The organism is Streptomyces bungoensis (genome assembly GCF_001514215.1).
GTDB classification, from domain to species: Bacteria; Actinomycetota; Actinomycetes; order Streptomycetales; family Streptomycetaceae; genus Streptomyces; species Streptomyces bungoensis.
In genome coordinates, this window is the sequence record NZ_KQ948851.1 from 645,708 (window position 1) to 670,269 (window position 24,562).

15 protein-coding genes are annotated in these 24,562 nt (G+C 67.7%); 6 read left to right on the top strand and 9 right to left on the bottom strand.

Annotated elements, in window-relative coordinates; genetic code table 11:
* Positions 1-358: 358 nt before the first annotated feature.
* The 4 genes from AQJ66_RS02565 to AQJ66_RS02580 all read left to right on the top strand — a co-directional run bounded on the left by AQJ66_RS02565 (position 359) and on the right by AQJ66_RS02580 (position 7,062).
* Positions 359-1,843 carry a DUF3375 domain-containing protein gene (locus tag AQJ66_RS02565; RefSeq protein ID WP_208611263.1) on the top strand — a complete coding sequence of 495 codons (1,485 nt, stop codon included), beginning with the start codon at positions 359-361 and terminating at the stop codon, positions 1,841-1,843.
* Complete coding sequence (locus AQJ66_RS02570) at positions 1,840-2,463, top strand: DUF4194 domain-containing protein (protein ID WP_061915718.1); 624 nt, start codon at positions 1,840-1,842, stop codon at positions 2,461-2,463. Before AQJ66_RS02565 ends, AQJ66_RS02570 begins: the two co-directional genes overlap by 4 nt.
* Positions 2,464-2,537: 74 nt before the next feature.
* Entirely contained in the window at positions 2,538-5,876 is a 3,339-nt protein-coding gene (locus tag AQJ66_RS02575; RefSeq protein WP_079060027.1) for an ATP-binding protein, read from the top strand.
* 1 nt (position 5,877) lies between these two features.
* On the top strand, positions 5,878-7,062 hold the full coding sequence (locus tag AQJ66_RS02580) for a Wadjet anti-phage system protein JetD domain-containing protein (RefSeq protein ID WP_061915721.1): 1,185 nt from the start codon (positions 5,878-5,880) through the stop codon (positions 7,060-7,062).
* On the opposite strand, the gene AQJ66_RS02585 is transcribed toward AQJ66_RS02580, so the two are convergent.
* The 3 genes from AQJ66_RS02585 to AQJ66_RS02595 all read right to left on the bottom strand — a co-directional run bounded on the left by AQJ66_RS02585 (position 7,030) and on the right by AQJ66_RS02595 (position 10,488).
* The gene (locus tag AQJ66_RS02585) at positions 7,030-8,499 is read right to left on the bottom strand and encodes an HNH endonuclease (RefSeq protein ID WP_061915724.1); all 1,470 of its coding nucleotides are present in this window, start codon (positions 8,497-8,499) and stop codon (positions 7,030-7,032) included. The genes AQJ66_RS02580 and AQJ66_RS02585 overlap by 33 nt on opposite strands.
* 137 nt (positions 8,500-8,636) lie before the next feature.
* Positions 8,637-9,398, bottom strand: a complete 762-nt coding sequence (locus tag AQJ66_RS02590) for a hypothetical protein (RefSeq protein WP_061915732.1) — start codon at positions 9,396-9,398, stop codon at positions 8,637-8,639.
* Between the two features lies 1 nt (position 9,399).
* Complete coding sequence (locus tag AQJ66_RS02595; protein ID WP_061915735.1) at positions 9,400-10,488, bottom strand: ComEC/Rec2 family competence protein; 1,089 nt, start codon at positions 10,486-10,488, stop codon at positions 9,400-9,402.
* A gap of 296 nt (positions 10,489-10,784) precedes the next feature.
* Here AQJ66_RS02595 and AQJ66_RS02600 point away from each other — a divergent pair, with 296 nt between their 5' ends.
* Positions 10,785-11,255, top strand: a complete 471-nt coding sequence (locus AQJ66_RS02600; protein WP_341849400.1) for a recombinase family protein — start codon at positions 10,785-10,787, stop codon at positions 11,253-11,255.
* A gap of 439 nt (positions 11,256-11,694) precedes the next feature.
* Here the strand turns inward: AQJ66_RS02600 and AQJ66_RS36875 are convergent, their stop codons facing one another.
* Entirely contained in the window at positions 11,695-11,970 is a 276-nt protein-coding gene (locus tag AQJ66_RS36875) for a helix-turn-helix domain-containing protein (protein ID WP_079060029.1), read from the bottom strand.
* Positions 11,971-12,417: 447 nt separating this feature from the next.
* On the opposite strand from AQJ66_RS36875, the gene AQJ66_RS02605 reads away from it, so the two are divergent.
* Positions 12,418-13,314 carry a DUF5655 domain-containing protein gene (locus AQJ66_RS02605; RefSeq protein WP_061915739.1) on the top strand — a complete coding sequence of 299 codons (897 nt, stop codon included), beginning with the start codon at positions 12,418-12,420 and terminating at the stop codon, positions 13,312-13,314.
* 206 nt (positions 13,315-13,520) lie between these two features.
* Here AQJ66_RS02605 and AQJ66_RS40920 read toward each other — a convergent pair whose 3' ends face one another.
* The 5 genes from AQJ66_RS40920 to pglY all read right to left on the bottom strand — a co-directional run bounded on the left by AQJ66_RS40920 (position 13,521) and on the right by pglY (position 24,547).
* On the bottom strand, positions 13,521-13,868 hold the full coding sequence (locus AQJ66_RS40920) for a hypothetical protein (protein ID WP_404733323.1): 348 nt from the start codon (positions 13,866-13,868) through the stop codon (positions 13,521-13,523).
* Positions 13,869-14,054: 186 nt separating this feature from the next.
* Positions 14,055-16,202: a DEAD/DEAH box helicase gene (locus AQJ66_RS02615; RefSeq protein ID WP_061915742.1), complete on the bottom strand. Its 2,148-nt coding sequence runs from the start codon at positions 16,200-16,202 to the stop codon at positions 14,055-14,057.
* A gap of 53 nt (positions 16,203-16,255) precedes the next feature.
* Positions 16,256-17,608, bottom strand: coding sequence for a BREX system ATP-binding protein BrxD (gene brxD / locus AQJ66_RS02620; RefSeq protein WP_061915744.1), 1,353 nt, complete (start codon positions 17,606-17,608; stop codon positions 16,256-16,258).
* Between the two features lie 121 nt (positions 17,609-17,729).
* The gene (gene pglZ / locus AQJ66_RS02625) at positions 17,730-20,648 is read right to left on the bottom strand and encodes a BREX-2 system phosphatase PglZ (RefSeq protein WP_061915747.1); all 2,919 of its coding nucleotides are present in this window, start codon (positions 20,646-20,648) and stop codon (positions 17,730-17,732) included.
* Positions 20,648-24,547 (bottom strand): BREX-2 system ATPase PglY, encoded by a 3,900-nt coding sequence (gene pglY, locus AQJ66_RS02630; protein ID WP_061915750.1) that lies wholly within the window; start codon positions 24,545-24,547, stop codon positions 20,648-20,650. Before pglY ends, pglZ begins: the two co-directional genes overlap by 1 nt.
* Positions 24,548-24,562 lie beyond the last annotated feature (15 nt).

Here is a 24,562-nt window from a genome sequence, read left to right on the forward strand (position 1 = left end):
GCGTGCAGGTGCTGAACGCTGACGCTTGTGACCGGACCGATGCCGGTAGGGCGCCGTACTCCTGGAAGGGCGAGGCGCGGTGCGGTGCTCGGGTATTTGTTCGAAAAGATTGCCAGTAAGGGCGCAGAGTTTGTGATGTATCTAGCTCTCACCTGCTGATTTCTTCCCCGAGGCCGTCGTGGCATGTGCTGCCGCTTACCGAGCCGGCCTCCGTTGTCAGTGGTGGCCTCTACGGTTCCTAATGGCCGACGCGAAATGCCCGTGTCGGCTTGCGCGAGCGTGGGCGCCGACAGAGCCTGCGGATTCGCTGAGGGCGGGGGATGCCGTCATCCGCAGGGGTCGTGAGAGAGCAGGACGCATGGAATTGGACTACGACCGGTTGGTTGCGTTGCGCAAGCAGAGCGCAGCGTGGCGGCTGCTGACGGCCAACAATGCGGCGTTGATGCTGAGCTTCCTCAACAAGGTGTTCGTCGAGCAGGGGGCGCGCTCGGTTGCTGGTGTGGAACTTGTCGAGCGGCTGGATGACGAGTTGTTCGCGCTCAATGAGCGGCTGGGGCACGGGACGTTTCCCCAGTCCGCCAAGGCGTATCTGGACGACTGGGCGGCGCCGGGGAACGGCTGGCTGCGCAAGTATTACCCGCCGGATTCGGACGAGCCGCACTATGACGCCACGGCCGCGGTCGAGAAGGCCATCTCGTGGATCAGGTCACTTGAGGAGCGTTCGTTCGTCGGTACGGAGTCGCGCCTGAATACGATCTTCGATCTCTTGCGGCAGATGACGTTCGGGACGGAAACCGATCCGGAGGCGCGGCTGGCTGAACTCGCGCGGCGCCGTCACGAAATCGACCTGGAGATCGAGCGAGTTGAGGCCGGAGAGGTGGACGTTCTGGACAGCGCGGCGCTGCGGGACCGATATCAGCAGGTGACCGATACGGCGCATGGGCTTCTGGCCGACTTCCGTGAGGTCGAGGCGAATTTCCGGGATCTGGACCGCGATCTGCGCAGCAAGATCGCGGCTTGGGACGGGGCCAAGGGCGAACTGCTGGATGAGGTGCTGGGCAGCCGCGAGAGCATCGCGGAGTCGGACCAGGGCCGGACCTTCCAGGCGTTCTACGACTTCCTGCTCGCGCCGAGCCGTCAGGACGAGCTCAAGACGCTGCTTGCCGAGGTCGAGGCGATGGAGGCCATCGACGAACCCGATCCGCGCATGCGACGCATGCCCCGGGACTGGCTGGAGGCCGCCGAGCGCACCCAGGCCACCGTGCGACAGCTGTCGGATCAGCTACGACGATTCCTCGATGACCAGGTGCGCTCGGAAGACCGCCGTGTCCTGGAGCTGGTACGCGCGATCGAGACCCACGCACTGGCGCTGCGAGACGTGCCGGGCGTGGATCTGGTCGCCGAGATCGACGCAGCGACCCCGGCCATCGCTCTGCCGATGGAACGGCCGCTGTATACGCCGCTGGTCAAGACACCGATCGACAGCACCAGCATCGAAGCGGGGGACGAGGAGTTCGCCGCCGACGCGCTGTTCGAGGCGGTCTACGTCGATCCCGCCCGGCTTACGGCAGCCGTCCACGACGCCCTCGGCGCGCGCACGCAGGTGTCCTTGGCCGAGACTCTGCGTGAGCACCCCCTGGAGCAGGGGCTCGCCGAACTGGTCGCCTACTTCGCGCTGCCCGACGACGGGTTCGCCACGGTCTTCGACGACCACCGCCAAGAAGAGATCACGTGGATCGGCGAGGACGACGTCCAGCAGGTCGCCACCGTGCCCGTCGTTACCTTCGCCCGCATCAACCCCGGCATCGCCTGGGCCACCGACCAGAAGAAGGAGGGGCGATGACGACGCCTTCCACTTCCGCCCCACAGCCGTACACCCTCTCCTTGCCGGTCAACCAGCTGCTGAAGGGTCCGGTCTTCCGTGACCAGCACGAGCGGGCCTGGGACGCGCTGGTGCACCTGAGTGCTCGGGTGAAGGACTACGTCGAGGTCATGGGGCTGCGCGTGGTGATCGACGAAATGGAGGGCTACGCCTTCCTGCAGTCGATGCCCGACGACGAGGACGCTGTCCGGGACCCTCGCATGGCGCCGCCGCGGTTGATTCCGCGCCGTTCACTGTCCTACCCCGTCAGCCTGCTGATCGTGCTGCTGCGCAAGCGGCTCGCGGAGTTCGACGCCGGCGCCGACGGCACCCGCCTCATGATCACCCGGGACGAGATCGTCGAGATGATCCGCACGTTCCTCCCGGCCGGCAGTAACGAGGCGCGCCTGGTCGACCAGATCGATGGCCACATCAACAAGATGGTGGAACTGCAGTTCCTGCGCCGCGCCCGAGGACAGGAGCAGTTGTTCGAGGTGCAGCGGATCATCAAAGCCTTCGTCGACGGACAGTGGCTCGCCGACTTCGAGACCAACCTGGCCCAGTACGCAGCCTCCCACATCGTTCAGGAGAAGACGCAGTGATCCCCGTTCAGTCTGGCCCTGCCGACCCGCCCATTCCCGCCACCTTCGCCGCGGCCGGGTTTCGGCTGGAGCGCATGGAGGTCTACAACTGGGGCACGTTCGACAAGCACGTGTGGTCGTTCGGCCTCGCCGGCGCCAACGCGCTGCTGACCGGGGACATCGGTTCCGGCAAGTCCACCTTGGTGGACGCGATCACCACCTTGTTCATGCCCGCCCGCAAGATCGCCTACAACCGGGCTGCCGGAGCGGAGAGCGGCGAGCGCAGCCTGCGTTCCTATGTGCTGGGCCACTACAAGTCCGAACGCAACGAAGAGACCGGAGCCACCAAGCCGGTGGCGCTGCGCAAGCCCGGCAGCTACTCGGTCATCCTGGGCGTGTTCCACAACGCCGCGCTGGAATTGACCGTCACGGTGGGCCAGGTGTTCTGGCTGCCCGACGCCAACGCCACCAGCCCCGAACGGCTGTTCCTGGTCGCGGATCGGGCCCTGTCCGTGGCCGGTGACTTCGCGGACTTCGGCACCGAAGTGCGAGCCCTGAAGAAGCGCCTCGAAGCTAGCGATGTCCGTGTCCACAAGTCGTTCCCGCCCTACAGCAAGGACCTACGGCGCCGGATGGGCATCGAGTCCGAGCAGGCCCTGGAGCTCTTCCACCAGACGGTGTCGATGAAGTCGGTGGGCAGCCTGGACGACTTCGTACGCAGCCACATGCTCGAGCCGTTCGATGCGGCCGCGATGACCGACAACATCGTCAGCCACTTCGACGCCCTGACCACCACCTACAACTCCGTGCAGCGGGCCCGAGCCCAGATCGAAGCCCTCACCCCGCTGCTCGCGGACTTCGACACCTACGAGAGCCTGGCCGCCCGGATCGAGGAAGCCGATGCCGAGCAGGCTGCGCTGCGGTACTTCATGGCCGCGCGTACGGCGGTTCTCCACGAGGCAGAACGCGCCGAGCTGGAACGGTCGCTGATGCGTCTGGAGGGTGAGAAGAAGGCTGCCCATGAGGAGCTGGAGCGGCTGCGCGGCCAGGAACGCCGGTGGGAACTTGAGCGTGAGGGCCTGGGCGGCGGGCGCCTTGGCGAACTGGAACGCCAGATCGAGGAGGCGGAGCGGCTGCGCATCGCGCGCGAAAGGCTCGCCCGCCACCACGCCCACCTGCTGGAACAGGCCGGACTGGCTCCGGCCAGTGATCAGGCCCAGTTCACCGACCGCCTTGAGGAGATCTCCCGGGCCCAACACGACGTCGCCGCGGACAAGAAGGAGACGCGAGCGGCCCTGGAGAAGCTCGCCGTTCAGGCCGATCGCCTTCACCAGCAGGCCCAGGACATCAATGAGGACCTGGTCAGCCTGCGTTCCCGCCGCAGCAACATCCCCCGCAAACAGCTTCAGGTTCGCACCCTCCTGTGCCAGGAACTCGGCATCGAAGAGAGCACGCTGCCCTTCGTCGGCGAACTCATCCAGGTCCGCGACGAAGAACAGACCTGGGCGGGCGCCGCCGAGCGGCTGCTGCGCGGCTTCGCACTGTCCCTCGTCGTCCCCCAAGGCCAGTACGCCCGCGTCTCCGAGTGGATCAACGACCACCACCTGGGCACGAAGCTGGTGTACTTCCGCGTCCCCAACCACACCCCGGCCCGGCGCACCCAGCCGGCCCCTTCGACCGCGTTGTTCACCAAGCTCGAAATCCGCGGCGACTCGCCCTTCGCCGAGTGGCTGGCCGGCGAACTCGAACGCCGGGCCTCGCACACCTGCGTGGCCACCATGGACGACTTCCGGCAGGCCGAACTCGCCATGACTGCAAAGGGATTGATCAAGGGGACGCGGGGCCGCCACGAGAAGAACGACACCACCCGCATAGACGACCGCAGCACCTACGTGCTCGGCTGGACGAACCAGGCAAAGATCGACGCCCTCCTGGACCAAGCCAGCAAAGTCCATGCAGCCCAGTGCGAGACGGCCGACACGAAACGCAGCCTGGAAGCCGCCCACGAGGATGCCATCAGCCGCGACAAGGTCCTCGACCGGCTGGCGGCCATGGGGGAGTTCAGCGAGATCGACTGGCCTTCCGTCGTGCGGCACATTGCCGAGCTGACCGAGGAGAAGCAGCGCCTGCAGGCCGACTCCAAGGACCTGAACGAACTCACCCGCCAACTGGACAAGATCGCCGCTGAGATCAAGCAGCAGGAAGCGGCCTACGCGAGCGCGACCGAGAGCTGGGGCCGCATCGACGGGGAACGGGACGCCGCCGAACGCGCCTGCGACGAAGCACGCGTCATCCTCGCCGAGCCGGCCGCCACCGACGCCCAGGCCCACTTCCCCGCCCTCGAACAACGCCTGAACGAAGCCCGACTCACCTGCGCCACCGCCAAGGAGTGCGCCCGCGCCGAGACCCGGCTGCGTGAGGAGGGGACGGCGCGAAAGAACCGGTGGAGCAAGGAGCAGACCCGCCTCGCCCAGGCGATCGCCTCCCAGATGCGCACCTTCCGCACCGACTACCCGGCCGAGACCAACGAGCTCGACGACTCCGTCGCCTCCGCCGCCGGCTACCGCGCCCTGCACCGCCAGCTCGTCGCCGACGACCTGCCGCGCTTCGAAGAGCAGTTCCGCACCTACCTGAAGACCAACGTCATCCGCGAAATCGCTGGATTCCACGCGCAGTTGAATAACTGGGCCGATGAGATCGGCGAACGGATCACCACCATCAACGAGTCGCTGGCCGACATTGACTACAACCCGGGCCGCTACATCATGCTCCAGCCCGAGAAGACCCCCAACACCGAGATCCGCGACTTCACCGCCGAACTGCGCGCCTGCACCGACGACGTCCTCTCGGGTGACGACTCCGACCTGTACTCGGAAGAGAAGTTCCACCAGGTCCAGCGCCTGATCGAACGCTTCAAGGGCCGCGAAGGCCACACGGATGCCGACCGAGCCTGGACCAGGCGCGTCACCGACGTGCGCTACTGGTTCGTCTTCAGCGCCAGCGAACGCCGCCGCGAGGACGACAGTGAGTACGAGGTGTACTCCGACTCCGGCGGCAAGTCCGGCGGGCAGAAGGAGAAACTCGCCTACACCATCCTGGCAGCCTCCCTCGCCTACCAGTTCAAGCTCGACACCACCGCCAACAGGAGCCGCACCTTCCGTTTCGTGGTCATCGACGAAGCCTTCGGCCGCGGCTCCGAGGAATCCGCCCGCTTCGCCCTGGACCTCTTCAAGCGCCTGGGCCTGCAGCTCCTCATCGTCACCCCGCTGCAGAAGATCCACGTCATCGAGCCGTACGTGTCCGCCGTCGGCTTCGTCGACAACCCCACTGGACACCACTCCCGCCTGCGCACCCTGACCATCGCCCAGTACCGCCGAGAACGCCTCGCCCACGCCCTGGCCGCCGGACAGCCCGCCACCGGACAGGACCACTGACATGGCGGCCACCTCCACCCCCACCTGGACCACGCCCCGCGACGTCGCCGCCCGCCTGCGCAAACGCTGGGAGCGCGGCGAGTTCCTCAGCCAGCTCGCCGACGGTACGGACTTCGACCCACTCGCCATCCCCCTGCGCGGTCCGAAGGCCGGCGACATCACCCAGCACTACGACGACGTCCTCGCATGGGCCACCTCATGGGCCCCCGACAAACACCGGCACCTGCGCATCGAGTACCGGAAGCTCGGCGGACGCCTAGCCGGCGTGAACAACGCCCCCGCCCGGGCCTGGATCGACCACCGCGACGACCTGTTCCAACTCCTCGGCGTCACCAACACGGTCACCCGCTACACGTCCCTCCTGGCCGCCGCCCGCGAGAGCCTGCCCCCGCTGGCCGCGTGGATGGCCGAGCACCCGATGAAGGTCGTCCAGCGGGATGCCGACTGGCCCCGCCTCCAGGCCACGGTCCGGTGGATCACCGACTACCGCGGCCCGGCCGTCTACCTGCGCCAGCTCGACGTGCCCGGCGTTGACACCAAGTTCATCGAACACCACCGTGCCATCCTGACGACCCTGCTGGAGCACTGCCTGCCCGAGAACCGCATCAACTCCGAGGTCGTGCGCACCGACTTCGCCGCCCGCTTCCGCTTCCTGCGCAAGCCCGTCTACCTGCGGTTTCGGCTCCTCGACGGCGCGTCAGTGGCCGGCTTTCGCGAGCTCACGGTCCGCGCGGACGAGTTCACCGCGTCACCGCCCGGCATCACGACTGTGTACGTCGTCGAGAACGAGACCACCTACCTCGCTTTCCCCGACCAACCTCACAGCATGGTGATCCACGGCGGAGGCTACGCCGTCACCCAACTAGCTGCTCTGACTTGGCTGCACGGCACACGCCTCGTCTACTGGGGCGACCTGGACACCCACGGCTTCGCCATCCTCGACCGGCTGCGCCGGGCCTTCCCGCACACACGGTCCATCCTGATGAATCGGGATGTTCTCCTGGAGCACCGAGGTCAGTGGGTGAAGGAGGACACCCCCACCCACCAGCACCTCGGCACGCTCTCACCGGACGAAGCCGATGCCTACGACATCCTGGTGTCCGGAGAGTTCGGCTCCAAGGTGCGACTCGAACAAGAACGCGTGCGGTTTCACCTACTCGAAGAAGCCCTCAACGAGCTCCGCTGAGGACTGCGCACAACACAGTTGGCCAGCCGGTGCTGGCGAAGGGCACTTGCAACGAGCCTTGGTGAGCAACTCCTGGTGCCTGACGAGCGCCGTAGCGCGAAGGAGGTCACGGAACGAGTCGGCCACCTTGCCACGGGTCTTCAGCGCGTGACAGTTCGGGCACAGAGCGATCATGGCCCTGGGAAGGTCGTCGCCACCCTTGGCGTGATCGTCTATGTGATCCACTTCCAGCAGGTAGGAGCCGTTGCGACCGAGGGCCGAGGTGTAGCGGGGATCAGGACATCGCGGGTTCTCGCAAGCCCCCTGGCTCCGCTCGAGCACCGCATGGCGGGAGGCTGCGATGCGGCTTAGCCGCTGACCACCTTGGGACCTGGGACGGTGGCTCTTACCGTCCCGCACGGCGCGCTCCGCCCGGGCATTCAGCTCCGCGTAGCGGAGGGCCGGATCTGCCATACGGCGCAGTAGAGCAGCAGTCATTCGGCATCGGGAGAGCGCGTCGGCAGCCGATTCCTCGACCGGTAGCGCGAAGTGTCCCTCCGCCGCATCCCAGTCGTTGTCGAACTCACCGTGGCGCAGGCGTGCACACTCCCAGCGGCTGCGCTCCAACTGCGCAAGAGTGTCCGCCGTGCCCGGCCACAGCGCCCCGTGGGGGAGCCCATCCCCGAGCCAGGCGTACTCCAGCGCCGCGTAGATCGCGGCGTACTGGAGGCTGCGTCCGTAGATGACGACGCGCTTGCCTTGGATCCGCCGCAGCAGCGTGTCAGCCACCTCGCGGAAACGGGGCGCGGATTCGAGTACCGCGAGGCCGCCCTTGTCGAGTCGGAGCCGCTCCAGGTAAGTCGTATCCCAGCCAGGGTTGATGAATTGATGCCATCTCTTGCGGCCGCTCGTCGAGGTGAGTGCTATCTCGTAGGGCACTGCCCGCTCCAGAGGCGGGGTGGCCGGAGCAGGTGAACCGATGGCGCTGACTGCCAGAATGACCGTGCTGGGGTCGTCGAGGACATCTTGTGCCCAACGGATCGCCTCACGGCGCACTGCTTGGGCTTCGTCGGCGTTAGGGTGCGCCGAGAACGGCACGGCCGTGTCTGCGCGGTAGACAGGCGACGGCGGGTACACGGTCTCGTCCCATCCCGGCGTCGTACGCCCGGTGCCCGTAAGCACCCCCGGGACGGCAACCAGTTGTGGGGGCCCGAGCACGTAGGCGTCAGGACGGAACAGGTTCGACGGGCGCAGCCCTGCAGCCTTGAGCTCGTCGGCCGCCTTCAGCTCTTTCGGCAACCGCGGGTACCGTTCAAGCAGCCTCCGGGAGACGTCGCTCGGCTGTCTCTCGGGGCCGTCGACGTAGACGGGTGCGCCGAACCCCGCGGGAGTGGAACCGCATACCACGTGCTGATCACCCGCCGGACTGAACGGGACGGCATCGAACTCTACGAACATAGGTGACTGCTGACTCCATGCGACTGACGAGGGCTAACGACATCGTCACGATAAGATTGATGCTTCCCGGCAGATGCATTCATGCTGGTCACAACCTGGCTGCTTGACAGCAGGATCCGTCGGCGTGCACGAGGTTGTTAGGGCTGCTGCTGAGCTGCTTCGGGAGCGGCGTTCTGCTCAGCATCGAGCACAACCGCAGCTTGGAGCAGCTCGTATGCGTACCGTTCTGCCGCACTCTGTAGCCGCCCGGGCGACGGAAGAAGCCACCACATCACGAAACATCCCCCAGTGGCGACTAGGGCGAGGATGTTCACCGGAGTGAGTGCAGGTTGGTGGTCAATTCTGGCGAGCCACAGCATGTACGCGAGGACGCCGAGTCCCACTCCGAACGCGATGGCTCGTGCAACCCACCGGATGCCGTAGACGTTCCGCTGGAAGCCGTAGCTTCGGTTCTCGGCGTGTATGAGAGGGAATTTCTCGGCATTTCGCGTCAGGTTGCGCAGTTGACCGACGGCGACCTCGAACGCCTCGTCGGCCCTCACTGGGTTTCCGTTCTCGCTACGGAGCGACGGGAGGGCGACACCCGTCACAGATGACACGGCCTTCCGCCAGATCTCGCGTTGCAGCGTGTTCTGCCCTTCTTCCCGCAGGCGGAGTTTCTGGATGGTCGGCGAGCCGCCCCAAGCCGCCCAGAGCGTCTCCTGAGCCTTGCGTCCTTGGTGACGCACGACTTCCGCCAGGGCGACGGGACCGCCGGCCAGTGAGAGCGCCGTAACGACGGATACAACCACCGGCGCCTTGCTGAGCCCTAGTACTGCCAAAGCTACATTGATCGACAGCAGCGCAAGGAGGCCGGGCGCAAGACGCGCCCGGCGCTCGTAGTCATCGAGCCAGAGCACGTTACGCGTCCCCGCTGTCTTCCACGGATGTGTGAAGCGGCTCGGGAATGGATGTGCTGTACCCCGAACGTTCAGGCGCGTTCAAGAAGGAGCACTTCGACACCCCCTGTGTCAGATGGACCGGGTAACCCCTCCGGAGGAAGGCGTTCGTCGTCTTCTTGGATGGGTGCTTTTGCTCCGGGTTCTTCCTGGGGACGGATGCGAAGGCTGTCCCCACCTTCGCGGACTGCCCCTTGGGCCCAAGAAGTCGGTTGAGGACCGACGGACTGACGTTGCGACGGCTGCCGTGGTGAGGCACCTGAACGAACCTCAGATCACCAGGCTGGAAGCCGTCGGCTTCTAGCACATCGAGAGCTTGGCCGAGGGCCGGAATCCCTGCGTCTCCCGTGAACAGCAGCTTCTTGCCGTCGACCTCCAGGAGGCAGATGGCGCTGGTGTTGTTCTTGGCGGTCGTCTCGGCGTTCTCCGCCAGCGTCTCGATGTCCAGGTCTTCATAGACCGTCCCAGCAAGCAGCTTCCGGAGCGTCTCTTCCCAGCTTGACTTGGCCGCCAGAGAGGCGCTCGCCTCGACGATCTCTGCCAGCAGCTCACGGTAGTAGTCCTCGGTGGGGCCGAGGATACGCAGTACGCCGTCGTCGCTTGTCCAGCCGAGGAACGGTTCCTCGATGGGCACGCCCTGCGCCTTGGCGATTTCTTCGAGGTCGGTCGCACCCTGAAGTGAATCCCTCAGCTCCGTACGCAGTGATCGTGCGTTGTAGGACAGGAGCATCTTGGCCCGCGCCATGTCACCTGAATGGCTCCAAGGTAGGTGCATCAGGAGCTTATTGACGGTCATCTGCTCCAAGACGACCCGCAGCCCATTGATGTGATCACGGTCCGGGTGCGTTGAAACGACAAGATCAACGACACCCGTCTTGTAGTAGTCGCGGATGTGCTGGACGAGCGCTTCACCGTCGTCGAGGTAGCCGCCGTCGATCACCATCACAGTCTGCTGCTCGCGCGGACCGTGGAGGTTGCCATAACGAAGAGCGATGGCGTCGCCACCGCTCGACTCATCCCCTACGGGGAGGAAATCTATCTCGTAGCCCATAGAGGACCTACCTGTCACACGTCGATGTGTTACTGACAGATTCTGCCACTCGGGTATGACAACGTGATGAGTGAGTAACTTATGTCCGATGCACGCACTTTGCCGCTTTTCGTTTGAATGGTCGATCGCGTACGCAGGAGCGCCCGATCTCCAGATGCAGGATCGAGCGCTCTGATCAGAGGTTACCTAAGTGTTCTCCGAGAAGATCAGCACCCGCGTACGCGTCCGCGCTTGCCCTCGCCCGCCAGATCAGGGCCCAGGCCCCGCACTGCCGGGTCATCTTCACCGTGTACGAGATGAAGCGCCTGGGCCGCGACGCCGCCGAACTCACCGCACTCGCCGACCACCTCACTGCCCACGGCCTGGTCCTGGAGATGCTCGCCGGACCGCTGCCCGGGATGTACGACCCCAGCGGTCCAGGCCGGCTGCTCTTCGCGTTCTTCGCGGCGATGGCGGAGACCGAACGGGAGAACATCCGGGAGTCGACCCTCGAAGGACTCGACGCGGCGGCCCGCAAGGGCAAGCACGGCGGCCGGCCACCGGTCATCACCGACGACATGCTCCACACCGTGCTACGGCGCCGCGCGGGCGGTGAGTCCGTCGCGCAGATTCAGGCCGACCTGATCATCCCCACCGGCAAACGCAAGGGGCAGAATCCCTCCGTCGCCAGCATCTACGGCGACGACGGAAGGGGTTCGGTGACGGCGGCACTGTGTCAGCCGCTACCACCAATTCCCGTTCCGGTACTCCCTAAGGGCCTACTATGAACGCCGCAGCAAGGAAGGCAAAACCCGGCGCGACATAGTCCGCAGCCTCAAGCGCTACGCGGCCCGGGGTCTTCCGCCTCGTCAGACCTATGCAGTCACACCCCTCATAGGGACAGTGTGATAGCTGGCGATACAGCCAAGCCCCGTCGGCAACCATTGCGACGGGGCGCCTGCACGGAGCGGGCTACGACAGAGCGCGACATCCAGCGCAGGCACTGGCGTGGTCGGAATCCCCGATTCTGGGGCGCCGGGAGCAAGGACACGGGGCGTGGTAACGCCGCCTACTCCACGGCACGACGTTCGCTCAGCTCCCGGCAGTGCTATGCCTCAGCGCATAGGGGAGTCTCTCGGCTAGTCAGTGCGCGAGCGGGGTAACGTGAGAGCACGCACGAGACGACGAAGCCCCGCCGAAGCCTGGCGGAACCTCGTCGAAGCTGGCTTAGGGCGTCGGGCGGCATCCGGCGCGGGCATCGTTATACTCCGGATCTCCGCTTTCGAGGACCCGGAGTAGGGACGCCGTGACAACACGCGTCTGACGGCCGATGCGTAGCACACGGCACGGGAACTGCCCGTTGCGGATCAGGTCGTATCCCTTGGCCCGTGAGAATCCAAGCGCCCTTGAGGCGTCCTCCACGCTCCCCGTTCCGTCCCAGGTGGCGCGGATGCAAGCGGGGCTGTAGCGAGGGCCCAGAGTCTTTTCGATCTGCGTGTGCATGCTGATTTCTTTCGTCTTGGCGTGTAGCCCGTGCCGGGCCTACGGACGTCGCATGCGCCCGTCATCGCGGTGACCTCAATACTCCGCTCTATCGCCGGTTTGGCTAACCGGCGATCTGGGGCTATGTTGCCTCGCTTGCCGTAGAGGGGCCCGCTCTGACGTCATGAGGCATTATGCGGAGAGGTGTCGTTAGCGCGGATGCAGCACACATGAGCTCGAGAAACCCCGTGATCACCTGAGAACTAGGAAGCGGTGTTTTCGCAATCCGGGAGGGACGCAGGCAGCGTTTCCTGAGGTCACAGACCGCTCAGCACCCGACGGCTGGGAGACGCGAGCGCTCACCGAGTGGACTATACGTAAGCACTACCTTCACGCCTCTGGTGACCTTTCACGGAAATATCCCCGCACCTCATCGGCGTTGGTGATCTTCGAGCCGAGGAGGGGAAGGTGTCGGGCCTGAAACTGTTCCGCACGGATACGACGGGTAGCGGCATGACCGAGGTCGCGCCGCGTCTTGCTGAGGTCGAGGCAGATGTACAGGGTCTCGTCGAGGCGCACATGGAGACGCTGCTAGGCGTCCGTTTCCTGGCGAGCGAGTACGGCACCGGGCCTGTCCACAAGGGCCGGATCGATTCGCTCGGGCTGGACGAGAACGGATCGCCGGTCATCGTCGAGTACAAGCGCGGCATCGACGCCGGCGTCATCAACCAGGGCCTGTTCTACCTGGCGTGGCTAATGGACCACCGTGCCGAGTTCGAGCACCTGGTCCTCGACCGGCTCGGGATGATGGCCGCGTCCCAGGTCTTGTGGAGCAGCCCTCGCCTGATCTGTATCGCCGGCGACTTCACGCGTTACGACGTGCATGCCGTGCACGAGCACCGGCGGTCGATCGACCTGGTTCGCTACCGACTGTTCGGGAGCGACCTGCTCGGGCTTGAGACCGTGGCGTCCGGGAGCGGCGGCATGCAGGCGGCACGCCGAGCCCGCCGCCAGGCGGTTGACCGGGCGACAGCCGGCATCCAGGACGCGTCGATGGTTGAGCTGGAGAGCGCGGTCGATGAGGCATTGCTCGGGCTCGGGGACGGTGTGAACCGCGTCGAGCGCAAAACGTACCGGGCGTACCAGCGGCTGCGAAACTTCGCCTGCCTCTGTCCGCCGCAGCGGAGCAAGCTGCTGGTCTACCTGAAGGTTGACCCGAAGGACGTCGACCTTGTCCCGGGATTCACCCGGGATGTCTCCGGTCTCGGTCACCATGGGACGGGTGATCTGGAGGTGCAGTTGCGTACGCCGAGGGATGTGGAGCGGGCGCAAAACCTATTTTTGGCGAGCTACGCGGCAGCGTGATCGCTGGCGGGTTCCTCGGTCGTGCCTGCTCGTGTGGGCGGTCCGGGCTCGTCGGGTGATGCCTTTCGACGTAGGGACAGGACGTGGCGGTGGACTATCAATGATGTGCGGGATTGTCGGTTTGGCTAACCGGCGACCCCGCGCTATGTTGCGCCGCCCAACGCTCACACGCTGCGCTGAACGTCTTGGCTCACCGCGCAAATGGCTCAGCGGCGGAGAGTCCTCGTGCCGTGCGTCGGTCCGGCGAGCGCTGCTGGCAGCCGAAGGCTCCTGTCTGCGCCGACCGCTGGGCTGGCGCGCTGCTTCGTCGCGATGACGTAGACGCTGCCCCACTGGCGCTTCGGGTTGGCCATGGTGGAGTCGAACGTCCAGGGTTCGACGGCGGTGAAGCCGGCCTCGGTGAAGAGCTGGACAAGCTTGTCGTGGTCGTAGGCCCACAGGTGCGGGGTGTACGTGGGGTCGTCGTCCTGGTCTCGGAAGACGAGATTGACGAGGTCGAGGCGGGTGTTGATGTCGCTGAGGCCGTCGCGCTTGGCATACCAGCGCCGGATCACTCGTCGGAGTCTTCCAAGGCGCCGGGGTACTGGCAGGGCGAAGGCGACGTCGGGGACGCCAGTGACGATACGGCCGCCCTGTAAAAGGACTCGGTGTGCCTCTCGGACATAGTGCTTCGTGGAGCGAGCGTCATCGAGCCAAGAAGAACCTCAGCCGCCCGAAAATTCGCCTGTCCTCCGGGTTGTTCAGGTGCCCCATTCCATCCGTACGGGCTCGCGGGCTGCGGCGAGGGCGCCGTCGAAGTCGGCGAGGCGTTTGGCGAGGGTGGCGGTGGCGATGCGGGGCGGGAGGGCCGCCGAGAACTTGAGGCCGCGGACTGCCCGCGGGTCAACGGTGGGCAGGGTGAGGGAGTCGGGGAGCTCGGCGCGGGCGGTCTTCCAGTCGGTGGGGGAGAGGTCCTGGCGGAGCCGGATATGGGTGTCCGTGGGGCGCTGTACGGGGTCGGCGAGGTTGCCGAGGGAGGCGGTGAGGGTGGCGTTGGCGCGGTACCCGGCCCAGGTCCACCAGCGGGTGGCGTCCGCGTCGCGGACCAGCAGGGTGCCCGCCGGGTGTACTTCGTGGGGTGCGCGGTCCATGCGGAGTTCAGCGAGGGCCGCGACGGCGCGGCGGGTGAGGCGGACATCGGGGTCGGTGCCGAGCAGGACGTCGCGCATGGCGCGGGTGAGGACGTAGGACAGCCCGCGGGCTTCGCTGCCCTGCCATTTGGCGATGCCGCCGTCCTCGACGGGTTCCACGAAGGCACGGCGTCGGGCCCAGTCGATGAACGTGACCTGCCAGCTGCGGCCGGCCAGCAGCAGGCGGCGCGGGCCCGGTCGTTCTTCGGTGAGGACGGTGGGGTCGGTGGTGCCGATCTCGGTGCGTCCAGCGAGCACCGTGAACTCGGGGGGTGCGGTGAAGGAGGCGGTCAGCTCCATGAAGTGCCGGCGGCCGAAGTGCTTCTCGGCTTCGGAGCCGATGAACAGCATGCCGCCGTCGCTGTCGAGGAAGCCTTCCGCGACCAGGTGCGACAGGAGGGGCGCGGCAGACTGGTCGAAGGGAGCCAGGCCGTTCCACTGCTCGGGCCACAACCGGTCGCCGACGCGGTGTTCCTGCAGGGTGACGGCGAGGAGCTGCTGGGCGACGAGATGGCGGGGTGAGGGGGGCGGGCTGACGGGTTCCACCCAGCCATGGGCCCACAGAGTGAGCAGGCCGGCGGCTTGGAGCAGGGTGTCGGGCCGGGTGGCGAGGAACAGGCAGTTGCGGGATGTGCCGGCGCGACGCCCGGTGCGGCCGATGCGCTGCAGGAACGAGGCCACTGTGCTGGGTGAGTCGATCTGGATGACACGGTCGAGGTCGCCGACGTCGATGCCGAGTTCCAGGGTGGAGGTGGACACGATGACGCAGTCGCGGGCTTCGGCGAATGCCTGCTCAGAGCGTGCGCGTTCGTCGGTGGACAGTGAGGCGTGTGAGAGGAACACGGTGACGTCGCGGGCGCGCAGTGCCGCACCGAGTTCTTCCACCTGCTTGCGAGAGTCGCAGAAGACGAGCCGTTTCTCGCCTCGGTGCAGGGCGGAGATCACCTTGGCGGCGTTGGCGAGCGATCCGACGTAGTCGAGCTCAACCTCCCCTGCGGGGCGCGGGTGTTCGCTGGTGCCAGTTGTGGCGGGCAGAGTGACGCCGGGGGCGACGACCCGGCCAGGGCGGTCGGCGGGGCGTGCGCCCTGGAGCCAGGTGAGCAGGGTGTCGGGATTGCCGACTGTGGCGGACAGCCCGATGCGCTGGATGCGGTGGCCGGCGAGCCGTTCCAGGCGTTCGAGCACGGCGAGCAGGTGCCAGCCGCGGTCGTCCCCAGCGAAGGCGTGCACCTCATCGACGACGACGGCACGCACCCGGCCCAGCATGTGTGCGTGGTCGGTCTTGACGCTGATGAGCATCGCTTCGAGCGACTCGGGTGTGGTGAGCAGGAAGTCGGGGGATTCGGTGCGGATGCGACGGCGTACGGACTCGGGGGTGTCGCCGTGCCAGAGGGCGGCTCGGCGCCCCAGCCACTGGGCGTAGCTGTCGACCCGGTGCACCAGGTTGTTCAGGAGCGCCTTGAGCGGGGCCAGGTAGAGGACGGAGGTGCCGGTCCAGCGCTGCTCTCGCATGGCGGACAGCAGGGGGAAGGTGGCGGCCTCCGTCTTCCCGCCCGCCGTCGGCGCGAGCAGGACCGCGTCCTCGCCGTTCATCAGCGGGTGCACGGACGCCTTCTGCAGCGGGCGCAGATCGGGCCACCCGAGCGTGTTGACGATGTGGTGCAGGACTACCGGGTCAAGGCGCTCCAGCGGGTCAGTGCCGCGCGGCTGCTCCTGCACGTCTGCAACTCCAGGGCTGTTCGTCAGAGTTCGGGACTTCGGGAACTGGGGCGTCAGAGGTCGATGTCGAGGTCGTCAGCCGAGGCGGCCGGTGCGGGCGCGGCGAAGTTCCGTTCGGTGGCGGTGAGCTCACTGCTGCCCACGGTCAGCTTGTAGTGCCTGCGCGGGTCGAAGTCGGGGAACTGGTCGATCCGGTCGAGTACGTCGCCAACCAGCTTCTTCAGATACAGCCGTGGTGCGACTCCGACCTTCCCGCCCAGTGCCCCGCCCACAGCCCGGGCCAGGTCGGTGAGGTAGGCGTCGTCGGCAAGCTGCTTGATCCTGTCGGGGGACTGGGAGCCTTCGGTATACAGGTCGCGGATGGTGGCGCCCAGGCCGGTCAGTGATGCCTCGGTGAATCCGGGCAGCCGGATCTGGACGGCCCGCGGGTTGTCGAAGCGGGGGTCGGTGGTGAAGTCGGTGGCGAGGCGCTGGGCGAGCGGTGCGAGTCGCTGTACGCCCTGTTGCCCATCGTAGAAGGCGGGCGTGCCGGTGATGATGAGATACAGGCCGGGGAAGCGGCCGGAGTGGACCTCGTCGATGAGCTGCCGCAGCGCGTTGAGTGCTTTGTCGCGGGCGTCGGAGCGGACCCGTTGCAGGGTTTCTACTTCGTCCAGGACGAGGACGAGGCCGGCGTGCCCGGCGTCTCTCAGCACGGTGAGCAGGCCCTGAAGGAAGCCGAAGGCACCGAAGTGGTCGAGGTCACCGCGGACGCCTGCACTGCGCCGGGCGGCTGCGGCGACGTGCGGCTGGCCGCCGAGCCAGGCCATCACCGCAGCGGCGGTGGCCTCGTCGCCGGCATCCAGGGACTGCTTGTATCCGCGCAGGGCGGTGGCGAACGCGGGGGCGTGTCGGGACACCTCGGCCAGGCGGGCAGTGAGCAGCCGGTCCACGGCCTGTGGCAGCTCGCTCTCGCTCGCGCCGTCGGCGAGTGCATCCTCCTCGAGTGCGTAGAACCAGGCGTCTACGACCGGCCGCAGGGCGCTTGGCGGGAAGCTGGCGGTGGCCAGGCGCTCAGTGAGTCGCCGGTAGACCGTCTCCAGCTTGTGCAGCGGGGTCTCGGTCTCTGACACCTGCACCTCGGCCACGGCAAAGGTGCGCCGTTTGGCGCGCTCGCCGAGCCAGCGGGTGAAGAAGGTCTTGCCGGATCCGTACTCGCCGCGCACGGCCTTGAACACCGAACCGCCTGCGGCGGCAGTGTCCAGTTCCTCATCGAGGGCCCGCTCGAAGCGGTCGAGTCCGGTGGCGAGCAGGTCGAGGCCGCTCTCGGGGACAGCGCCGCGCCGCAGCGCGTCCACGACAGCACGCCGCCGCACCGCGCTGACCGGGGTGGCAGCCCCGGATGCTGAAGATCCAAACGCGTTCACCCGAATAGTCTCCCATCCGGCTGCCCACCTGGCCGGACACCCGTGCGTGCACCGCGCCGCCGGTGCCCGGAGCGGCCGGGCGGGCCGACTGCACCGCCCGGCATGGCCGCAGACCCCCGGTTCACAGTCCGAACTGCTCGATCAGCTGGCCCCGGTGCAGACGCAGGGTGCGGTTGTCGGGGAGAATTTCCAGGATCTGGGCACCGTCATAGTTGAGGAGCTGGGCCAGGGTCGCGGCGAGGCCAGGGGCACGGGTGGCGGGCTGGCCCGCGCGTTCGGCCAGGGCGGTCATGGGCAGGGTGCCCGCTTCGACCAGCGCGGCCAGAGCCTTCGGCAAGACCGCCTTGTCGCGTGGCACACGGGCGAGCAGCGCCAGCTGTTCCTGGTACAGCTCGGTGGCCATGAGGCGATTCACCAGTGCGGTGGCAGGGTCCTCCGTTTGATCGGAGACGGGTACGGCCGCAGGCTTCACTACAGGGGCGACAGGTTCCTGTGGTGCGGAGGGTGCGACCTCGTCCTCGCCGAAGAGACTGATAGCGCCCTCTGTCACGGGCGGGGCTGACTTCTTGGCCTGCTTGCGGCTTGGACGTGCAGCGGTAGCCTCGGGTGCCGCGATGGCATCGGCTCCGGCCTTCGCCTCGTCCTCGAGTCCGGCGGTGGCGTCGTTGTCCCGCTCCCACCATGCGGGCGTAAGGTCGCCCAGCTCCCGCCACCCCGTAGGTGGCTCCGCGCCGAACGGCAGCAGGGCGAGGAGGGGGATGGTGAACTCGGCGAGGGTTGCCCCGCCGTGGTAGCCCGCCTTGAGCGCGGTGTACCGGGCGTCGTGGTCCCGCAGTGCGACGATCCGCGATCCGGGCTCCGGCCAGACCACCCGTGGCCCGGACAGCTCAATTTCGGCCGGTGCGACGGGTCCGCCGGGGGCGCGGTGACGGGCCGACCCTATGGCGCCGGCGGCCGTGTCGATCTTGCTGCCGCGTCGCTCGACCACATGGCCGTGGTCGGAGGTGAGGAGCACGGTCATGTCGTTGGCGCGGGCAGCCCGCAGCAGCGGTTCCAGGCCGCCGATCTCCTTGATCTCCCAAGCGCCGTCGCCGAGCTTCTGCTCCTTGGCGAGCCGGTCGTCGACGGTATTGAGGACGACCGCTACATGGGTGCGCTCGTCGGCGAGCGCTTCAGTCAGAGCGGTGGAGAAGGGCGAGCCGGTGTCGGGGCTGCGCAGATCGTCCTTGTGGAAGACAGCCGCAGGGGCCCCCTTCCAGCACGGGTGCTGGGGGAAGAGCCGCTTCTCGTCGTTCTGGTCGCCCTTCATCAGGGTGCCGGCGAACAGCGAGGTGCGGGAAACGGTGGTGAGAGTGGGCAGCGCAGCGGCCACGGCACGCCTCACCGGTGCTCCGGTCGCGCCCTGCAGCGGGTCGAACTCGGACCAGTGTGCGTGCAGTTCCTCACCCAGTTCGGCTGCGATCGCCGCACTCATTCCGTCGATGAGGAGAAGCAGGACCCGTCGGCCGGGACAGTCCACGACGGGCGCGACGACCCGGTCCAGGAAGCTTTCGACGGTGAGCATGGCGCCGGGGGCGGTGCCATCTGCGGTCCACACCGCGAGCCGCTCAGAGAACACGCGGTCCAGCTCACGACGTTTGCTGCGCACCTGCTCGCCGATCCGGCTGTAGGCGTTGGCGAGTGCGTCATCTGCGTCGCCGCCCGCGTCCAGGTGTTCCAAGGCTCGGTCTACCCAGCCGAGTTCGCGGATCTGGCGGTCGGCGCCGTCTGCCACCGAGGCGATGTCGACTTCAGGCTGGGACGCCAGCCACCGCCGCAGCCGCCCTGCCATCCGTACCCGTTCGATACGGGCCTGGGTAGCGCCGTCGACGGCCAGGGCGTGTTCGGCCAGCGCGGTGATGGCAGCCGTGACCGTCTCGGGACCGCCGTCGGCGAGGGCGCGGCCCGCGGCGGTGAAGCGGGCATCGAGTCCGGCGGCGAGCAGCGGACTGGCAGCGGCGGCGGTCTGCGCCCCGAACTGTGTGACGAGCTGTGCGGCCCTGCTCAGGACCGGGTCGGCGAGCCGGTGTTCGCCCCGGTCGACGAGGCCGCGGACATACGCCTCACCGCTTTGCCCGAAGGAGGCAAGGAGCCGGTCGAGGTCGTCGCCCTGGGCGGGGGGCTGGTCACCGAGCCATCGCTCGGCGCGCCCGCGCGCCCGGTACAGGTCGTGGTCGGCCTCCGCGTGCCCCCACAGAGCCGCGCAGACGACCGCGTAGGCGGCTGCGTCCACCCCGTGGTCGGCGTCTACCAGGGCGGTAATGATCTTTCCAGTGGAGCCGGCCTGTTCGGGTTCGGCGAGGAAGCGGGCCAGGCCGGCCCGTTCCGGTCCGCGCAGGTCGCGCAGGAGGTTGGGGCCGCCGGGGATATGGGTCCACCGGAACAGGGTGATGGGGTCGATGCGGTCCCCGTCGTCGTGTGCGGCCGGCCCACCCAGCGCGTCCGTGTCACGGCGGCCGAGCCGGAGCCGACGCCGGGCCAGCCGGGTGAGGGCCTCGTCTCGGGAGAGCACTCCCTTGCCGAGCGAGGGCCAACCGCGGCTGGCCGCCGCGTCAAGGAGCGCTTCGGCCGCCCAGGTCTCCCTCCGCAGCCGCCCGTCAAGACCGCGCGCGTCGAACGCCTCCTGCACGACCTCCCAATTGTCGACGGACCGGATCCTTCCGCCGTAGACGCGGGCGAGCAGCCCGGGGTCCAGGTCGGTGTCCTCGCGGTCGGTGAGGACGACCAGGACTTTGGGGTCGGGAGGAGTCGGCGCGTCGAGGTGGCCCAGGATCTGCTCGTGCACGGCCAGCACCGAGGGCGCGACAACCACCCGCGCCTGCAGCCCGCCCGCCGTACGCTGCACGGCGGGCCCGTCCCAGACGGGAGCGGCCCGCAGCAGCAGTACGCGGACCGTGCCGTCACCGAGCCGACTGCGGGCGGCGAGGTACTGACGGACGGTTCCTGCCGACAGCCGGGCGGGGCCGGCCGTCGCGGGGGCAGTGGTGACCGTGTCGGACATCAGTCGACGACCTTCCAGATGACCTCGACGGTGGCGTTCGGGTGCTCGGCCGCGAGCGCCGCGATCTCCGCCTGCAGTTCGGCGGCGGCCCGGGCGGCGGTAGTCCGCCCGCCGCCGGAGCGGGCCACGGACCGCGAGGGTGTGCGCGGCCCCGGCTGCTGCGGCGGCTCCGGCAGCACCTGCGGGTGGGCGGAGCCGCCGTTCAGGTCCACGCTGTCGGAACTCGGCGGCGGAGTGGGCGACGGCTGGGGGCGCTCGGTCATGCTCTGGCGAGACCTCAGCAGGGACAGCACTTCCCGGCCGCTGGCGTGCAGCACGCCCGGCAGGTCGGGGTAATCACCCGGGTCGCCAGCAGCAGCATCCCGCACCCGCTCCAGGACGGCCGCGCCGTCCACGCCGAGGGTGTCGGCCAGGCTCAGCTGGTCCCAGCTGGTGTTCTGCAGCGCGCTGGCGACCTTCCCGGCGCTCTTCAACGACATGCCGTACCGGTGTGCGGAAAAGTCGCCGAGAGGGAAGCGGGCGAGCCGGTCCACGACGGTCTTCGCCTCGATGCCCGCTTCCGTCACCTCCTTGACCAGTTCCTGCGCCCGCCGGGCAAGGACGAGGCGGGGGGAGTCGTCGTTCAGATGGAGGAAGTCGCGGTGCTTCTCCAGTTCCCCGACGAGCCGTCCGGCGTCCTGGCCGAGTGAGGCGGCGGCCTGCTTGATCTGTGCGGCGAACTGGTTGACGATCCGGCCGCGCCGCAGTTGCGGCGCCTGGTCGCCGAGCATGGTCTCGAACCGCTTGCGCGCCTCTGCCCAGTCGCTCTCCGTGGGCAGTTGCTGCTCGCGCAGGGCGTAGTCCGGCTTCAGCTCGTGTGGTGCGGGCGCGGGTTCGATGGGGACGCCGCCGCGCACCCATACCCGGTCGGTCATCTCCGCGTACGCGGCGGCGAGCAGCCGGCGCAGCGGCTCGGGCAATCCGCGCGGCTCGGGAAGGTCGCTCCAGTCGGAGAGCTTGACCAGGGTCGGCTCCGCGGTGCCGTTCCGGCGGGCTCGGTCGTTGAAGTGGTCGGGCCAGGCGGTGGACTGCCGGTAGTACGCCTCCCGCATCGCGCCGAGCCCGAGGCCGCCCGCGATCCGCGCCATGGTCTTGCGGTCCTTGGAGTCGACCTCGGTCTGGCCGTCACGGTTCTCGGCGGCCTTGCGGACATACTCGAAGACGGTCTTGATCTCGGCCGGCTTCACCGGCCTGCCAGTGCCGTCGGGGTCCAGGTCGGGGTGGGCGGAGTACTGATGGGCGAGCAGCTTGCCGGCCAGGTCACGGGCGGCGGTATCCAAGGTCGCGCCGAGCGGAAGCCGCAGCTCGGGAACGTCCTGCTGGGCCACCAGATGGGTGTCGAAGCTCAGGTCGACGACCCCTTCCTGCTTCTGCGTGAGCCCGTACGCCTGCCGCAGCGCCTGGGTAACGCGCTCGGTGAGGATGAGCAGCTGCGACTGGAGCATGCCCTTGGCGCGCTCTTTGTCGTCGGCGTTGAGGCTGCGCGCGAAGTCGGAGTCGAAGCGAGTCTCGTCAGCGAGGGCCTTGTCGATGACGACGAGGCGCTCGAAGTCGCCGCGGGAAGCATCGGTCAGGTGAGTGGGCAGCCAGGCCAGCGTGCGCGAGTCACCACCCGGCTTCTCCCGCAGAGCGCGCAGCCGCTGCAGGTCATCCATCGGCCCGAACTCGCCCTCGTCGTAGGGGAAGTCGACAATGAGCCGCCAGGCGTCCTCCTGGCTCGGCCGCAGGGTCGCCTCGGGCAGCGAGTCGACATCGGCGACGTTACCGAAGACCACCTCGACCTGCCGTTCGGTGCCCTTCCACACCAGGTTGAGCACGTCGTACGCGTCGAAGCCGCCAGGCCCGTCGCTGACGCCGAGCGCCTCCTTGAGCAGGCCGCGCATCTTGGCACGCCGGTTGTTCTGGTTGTTGTGGACCTGGGCGTTGGCGAGGACAGCGTCCAGGTCGACACCGGTAAGCTCCAGGCGCACCACCGCACCCGGCCCGGTACCGGTCACCTTTATCTCGGGGAAGGTCGCCGCCCACTCCTTCGCCTTCTGCTCCAGCCGGCCGACCTCCGTCCCCGCGATGCGGGTAGTGATGGAGCCGTGGTTGAGGGCATGAAGCCGCGCCAGGGTGAGGTCGGCCAGCGCGGGCACACTGGGCGCGAGCGCAGACAGCAGCAGGGTCTGCAGCAGTCGGCTGTCACCGGTGAAATCGCGGCAGCGGGCCGCAAGTTGCGGGTCGCCGAGGGTCTCGGGGTGGCGCCGGTACGCCTCGACCTGGTCCTCGGTGACCTGGTTGGTCTTCAGCAGGTACGGGCGCAGCTTGTCCCGGTACAGCTTGTCGGCGGCCTCGAAATGAACACTGGTTTCCCCGCTGAACGCTTTGTCGCCGCCGCCCGCGATCGCCGGGTAGAGATCACCCAACGGCACAAGCTGCCCGAGCCGCCAGTCGTCGCGGTGGTCGACGAGCAGCTGACTCATCAGCTTCAGGCCAGTGCGGGAGCGCTGCAGGGCCGCGGAGATGTGTACCAGGGTGTCCATGAACGCCGGCGGGAACGGGTACGTCCGCCTGAACGCGCCCTCGTCCGCGCCGGTGGTGGACTTGTCGTGGCCGAGCAGGGTGTCCCAGACATCCGGGCCGAGCCTCTTGGCCTCGGCGAACGCAGCCTCCACTTTCGCCTCGGCCTCCGGGCTGGTGGGCTTGAGCAGGCGGGCCTGCGCGATCTGTGGGAGGTTGCGGTCCTCCAGGACGATCTTGTCGAAGCGCCCGCCGCTGAGCTTCAGACTGTCCTGGACGGCGGCCTCGGCGGCCCCCGACATCTCCTCGCCGACCAGCTCACGCAGGTCGCGCTGGCGGGCGATGAATGACACCACTGGGATGGCGCGACGTTCGTCGCCGCCCTCCACAAAGTTCGTGATCTTGTCGGCTTCGCGGGAGACGAACTTCTGGTCGTGGATGCGGGAGGCCAGCCACAGGATCAGCTCGTCCATGAAGAGGACGAGACCGTCGTAGCCGAGGGACTTGGCGTGCGCGGCGATGATGCCGAGCCCCTTGTCCAGCGAGACGAACCCGTCGGCATCTTCGGAGGCGTTGCGCGAGAACGACGGGAACAGGGTCTGGGTGAGGTCCTGCACGAGCCGGGCCCGCAGTTCCCGCGGCGTGGAGGGGTTCTCCAGGTCGAGGTCCTTGGTGTTCTCGTGTTCCTCTGGCGCGTTCACCGCCTGGTCCAGCAGCTCAGTGGTCCAGGCGAAGGAGTCACCCCACTCGTCTTCCTGGCCGTCGCCGGCATCGGCGAGCTGCTCGATCACTCGCTCGTCGCCGTTCCGGCGGCGCTGCTCGGCGAAGTCCTCGAAGAGCCCGTCGGTCCGGTAGACCTGCGGCAGCGGGCAGTCTGGGTGGAGTTTCCGTACGTGCTCCACGTACTTGCCGAGTACGCGCTGCTCCAGCGACTTGGAGCCCAGCATGTGGTACGGCACCAGCAGGAACTTGCGGTCGTCCGCATCCAGCCAGGCGTGCCGGGCCCGCACCGGGTCGAGGTCGCGGCGCGCCCGGGCGGCCTGGTTACGTGACAGCAGCGCGTACAGCACCGCCATGAAGTGCGACTTACCGGAGCCGAACGAGCCGTGTAGATAGGCAGCCTTCGAAGAGCGGCTGTCCAGCGCCGACTTGATCAGGTCAAGGGCCTCGTCGAAGTTGCCGAGCAGCCGGTCGGTGACGACGTAGTCCTTCAGCGCGGCCTCGGCCCCCTCAGGCGTGACCGCTTCGTTCAGCTTCAACACGAAGTCGGAGGTGGACACCGACTCCGGGATGTCGATCAACTCCCGAAGCAGCGGCCGGTCCTCGGGACGAGGATTGTTCCTGTTCATGAACGCCATGGTGTGTCTGCTCCT

Coding starts and splice junctions, on each gene's coding strand:
- pglZ (WP_061915747.1), bottom strand. CDS start 20,648: ATGTCCGACACGGTCACCACTGCCCCCGCGACGGCCGGCCCCGCCCGG.
- AQJ66_RS02595 (WP_061915735.1), bottom strand. CDS start 10,488: ATGGGCTACGAGATAGATTTCCTCCCCGTAGGGGATGAGTCGAGCGGT.
- AQJ66_RS36875 (WP_079060029.1), bottom strand. CDS start 11,970: ATGCACACGCAGATCGAAAAGACTCTGGGCCCTCGCTACAGCCCCGCT.
- AQJ66_RS02570 (WP_061915718.1), top strand. CDS start 1,840: ATGACGACGCCTTCCACTTCCGCCCCACAGCCGTACACCCTCTCCTTG.
- AQJ66_RS02575 (WP_079060027.1), top strand. CDS start 2,538: ATGGAGGTCTACAACTGGGGCACGTTCGACAAGCACGTGTGGTCGTTC.
- pglY (WP_061915750.1), bottom strand. CDS start 24,547: ATGGCGTTCATGAACAGGAACAATCCTCGTCCCGAGGACCGGCCGCTG.
- AQJ66_RS02585 (WP_061915724.1), bottom strand. CDS start 8,499: ATGTTCGTAGAGTTCGATGCCGTCCCGTTCAGTCCGGCGGGTGATCAG.
- AQJ66_RS02565 (WP_208611263.1), top strand. CDS start 359: ATGGAATTGGACTACGACCGGTTGGTTGCGTTGCGCAAGCAGAGCGCA.
- AQJ66_RS02580 (WP_061915721.1), top strand. CDS start 5,878: ATGGCGGCCACCTCCACCCCCACCTGGACCACGCCCCGCGACGTCGCC.
- AQJ66_RS02600 (WP_341849400.1), top strand. CDS start 10,785: ATGAAGCGCCTGGGCCGCGACGCCGCCGAACTCACCGCACTCGCCGAC.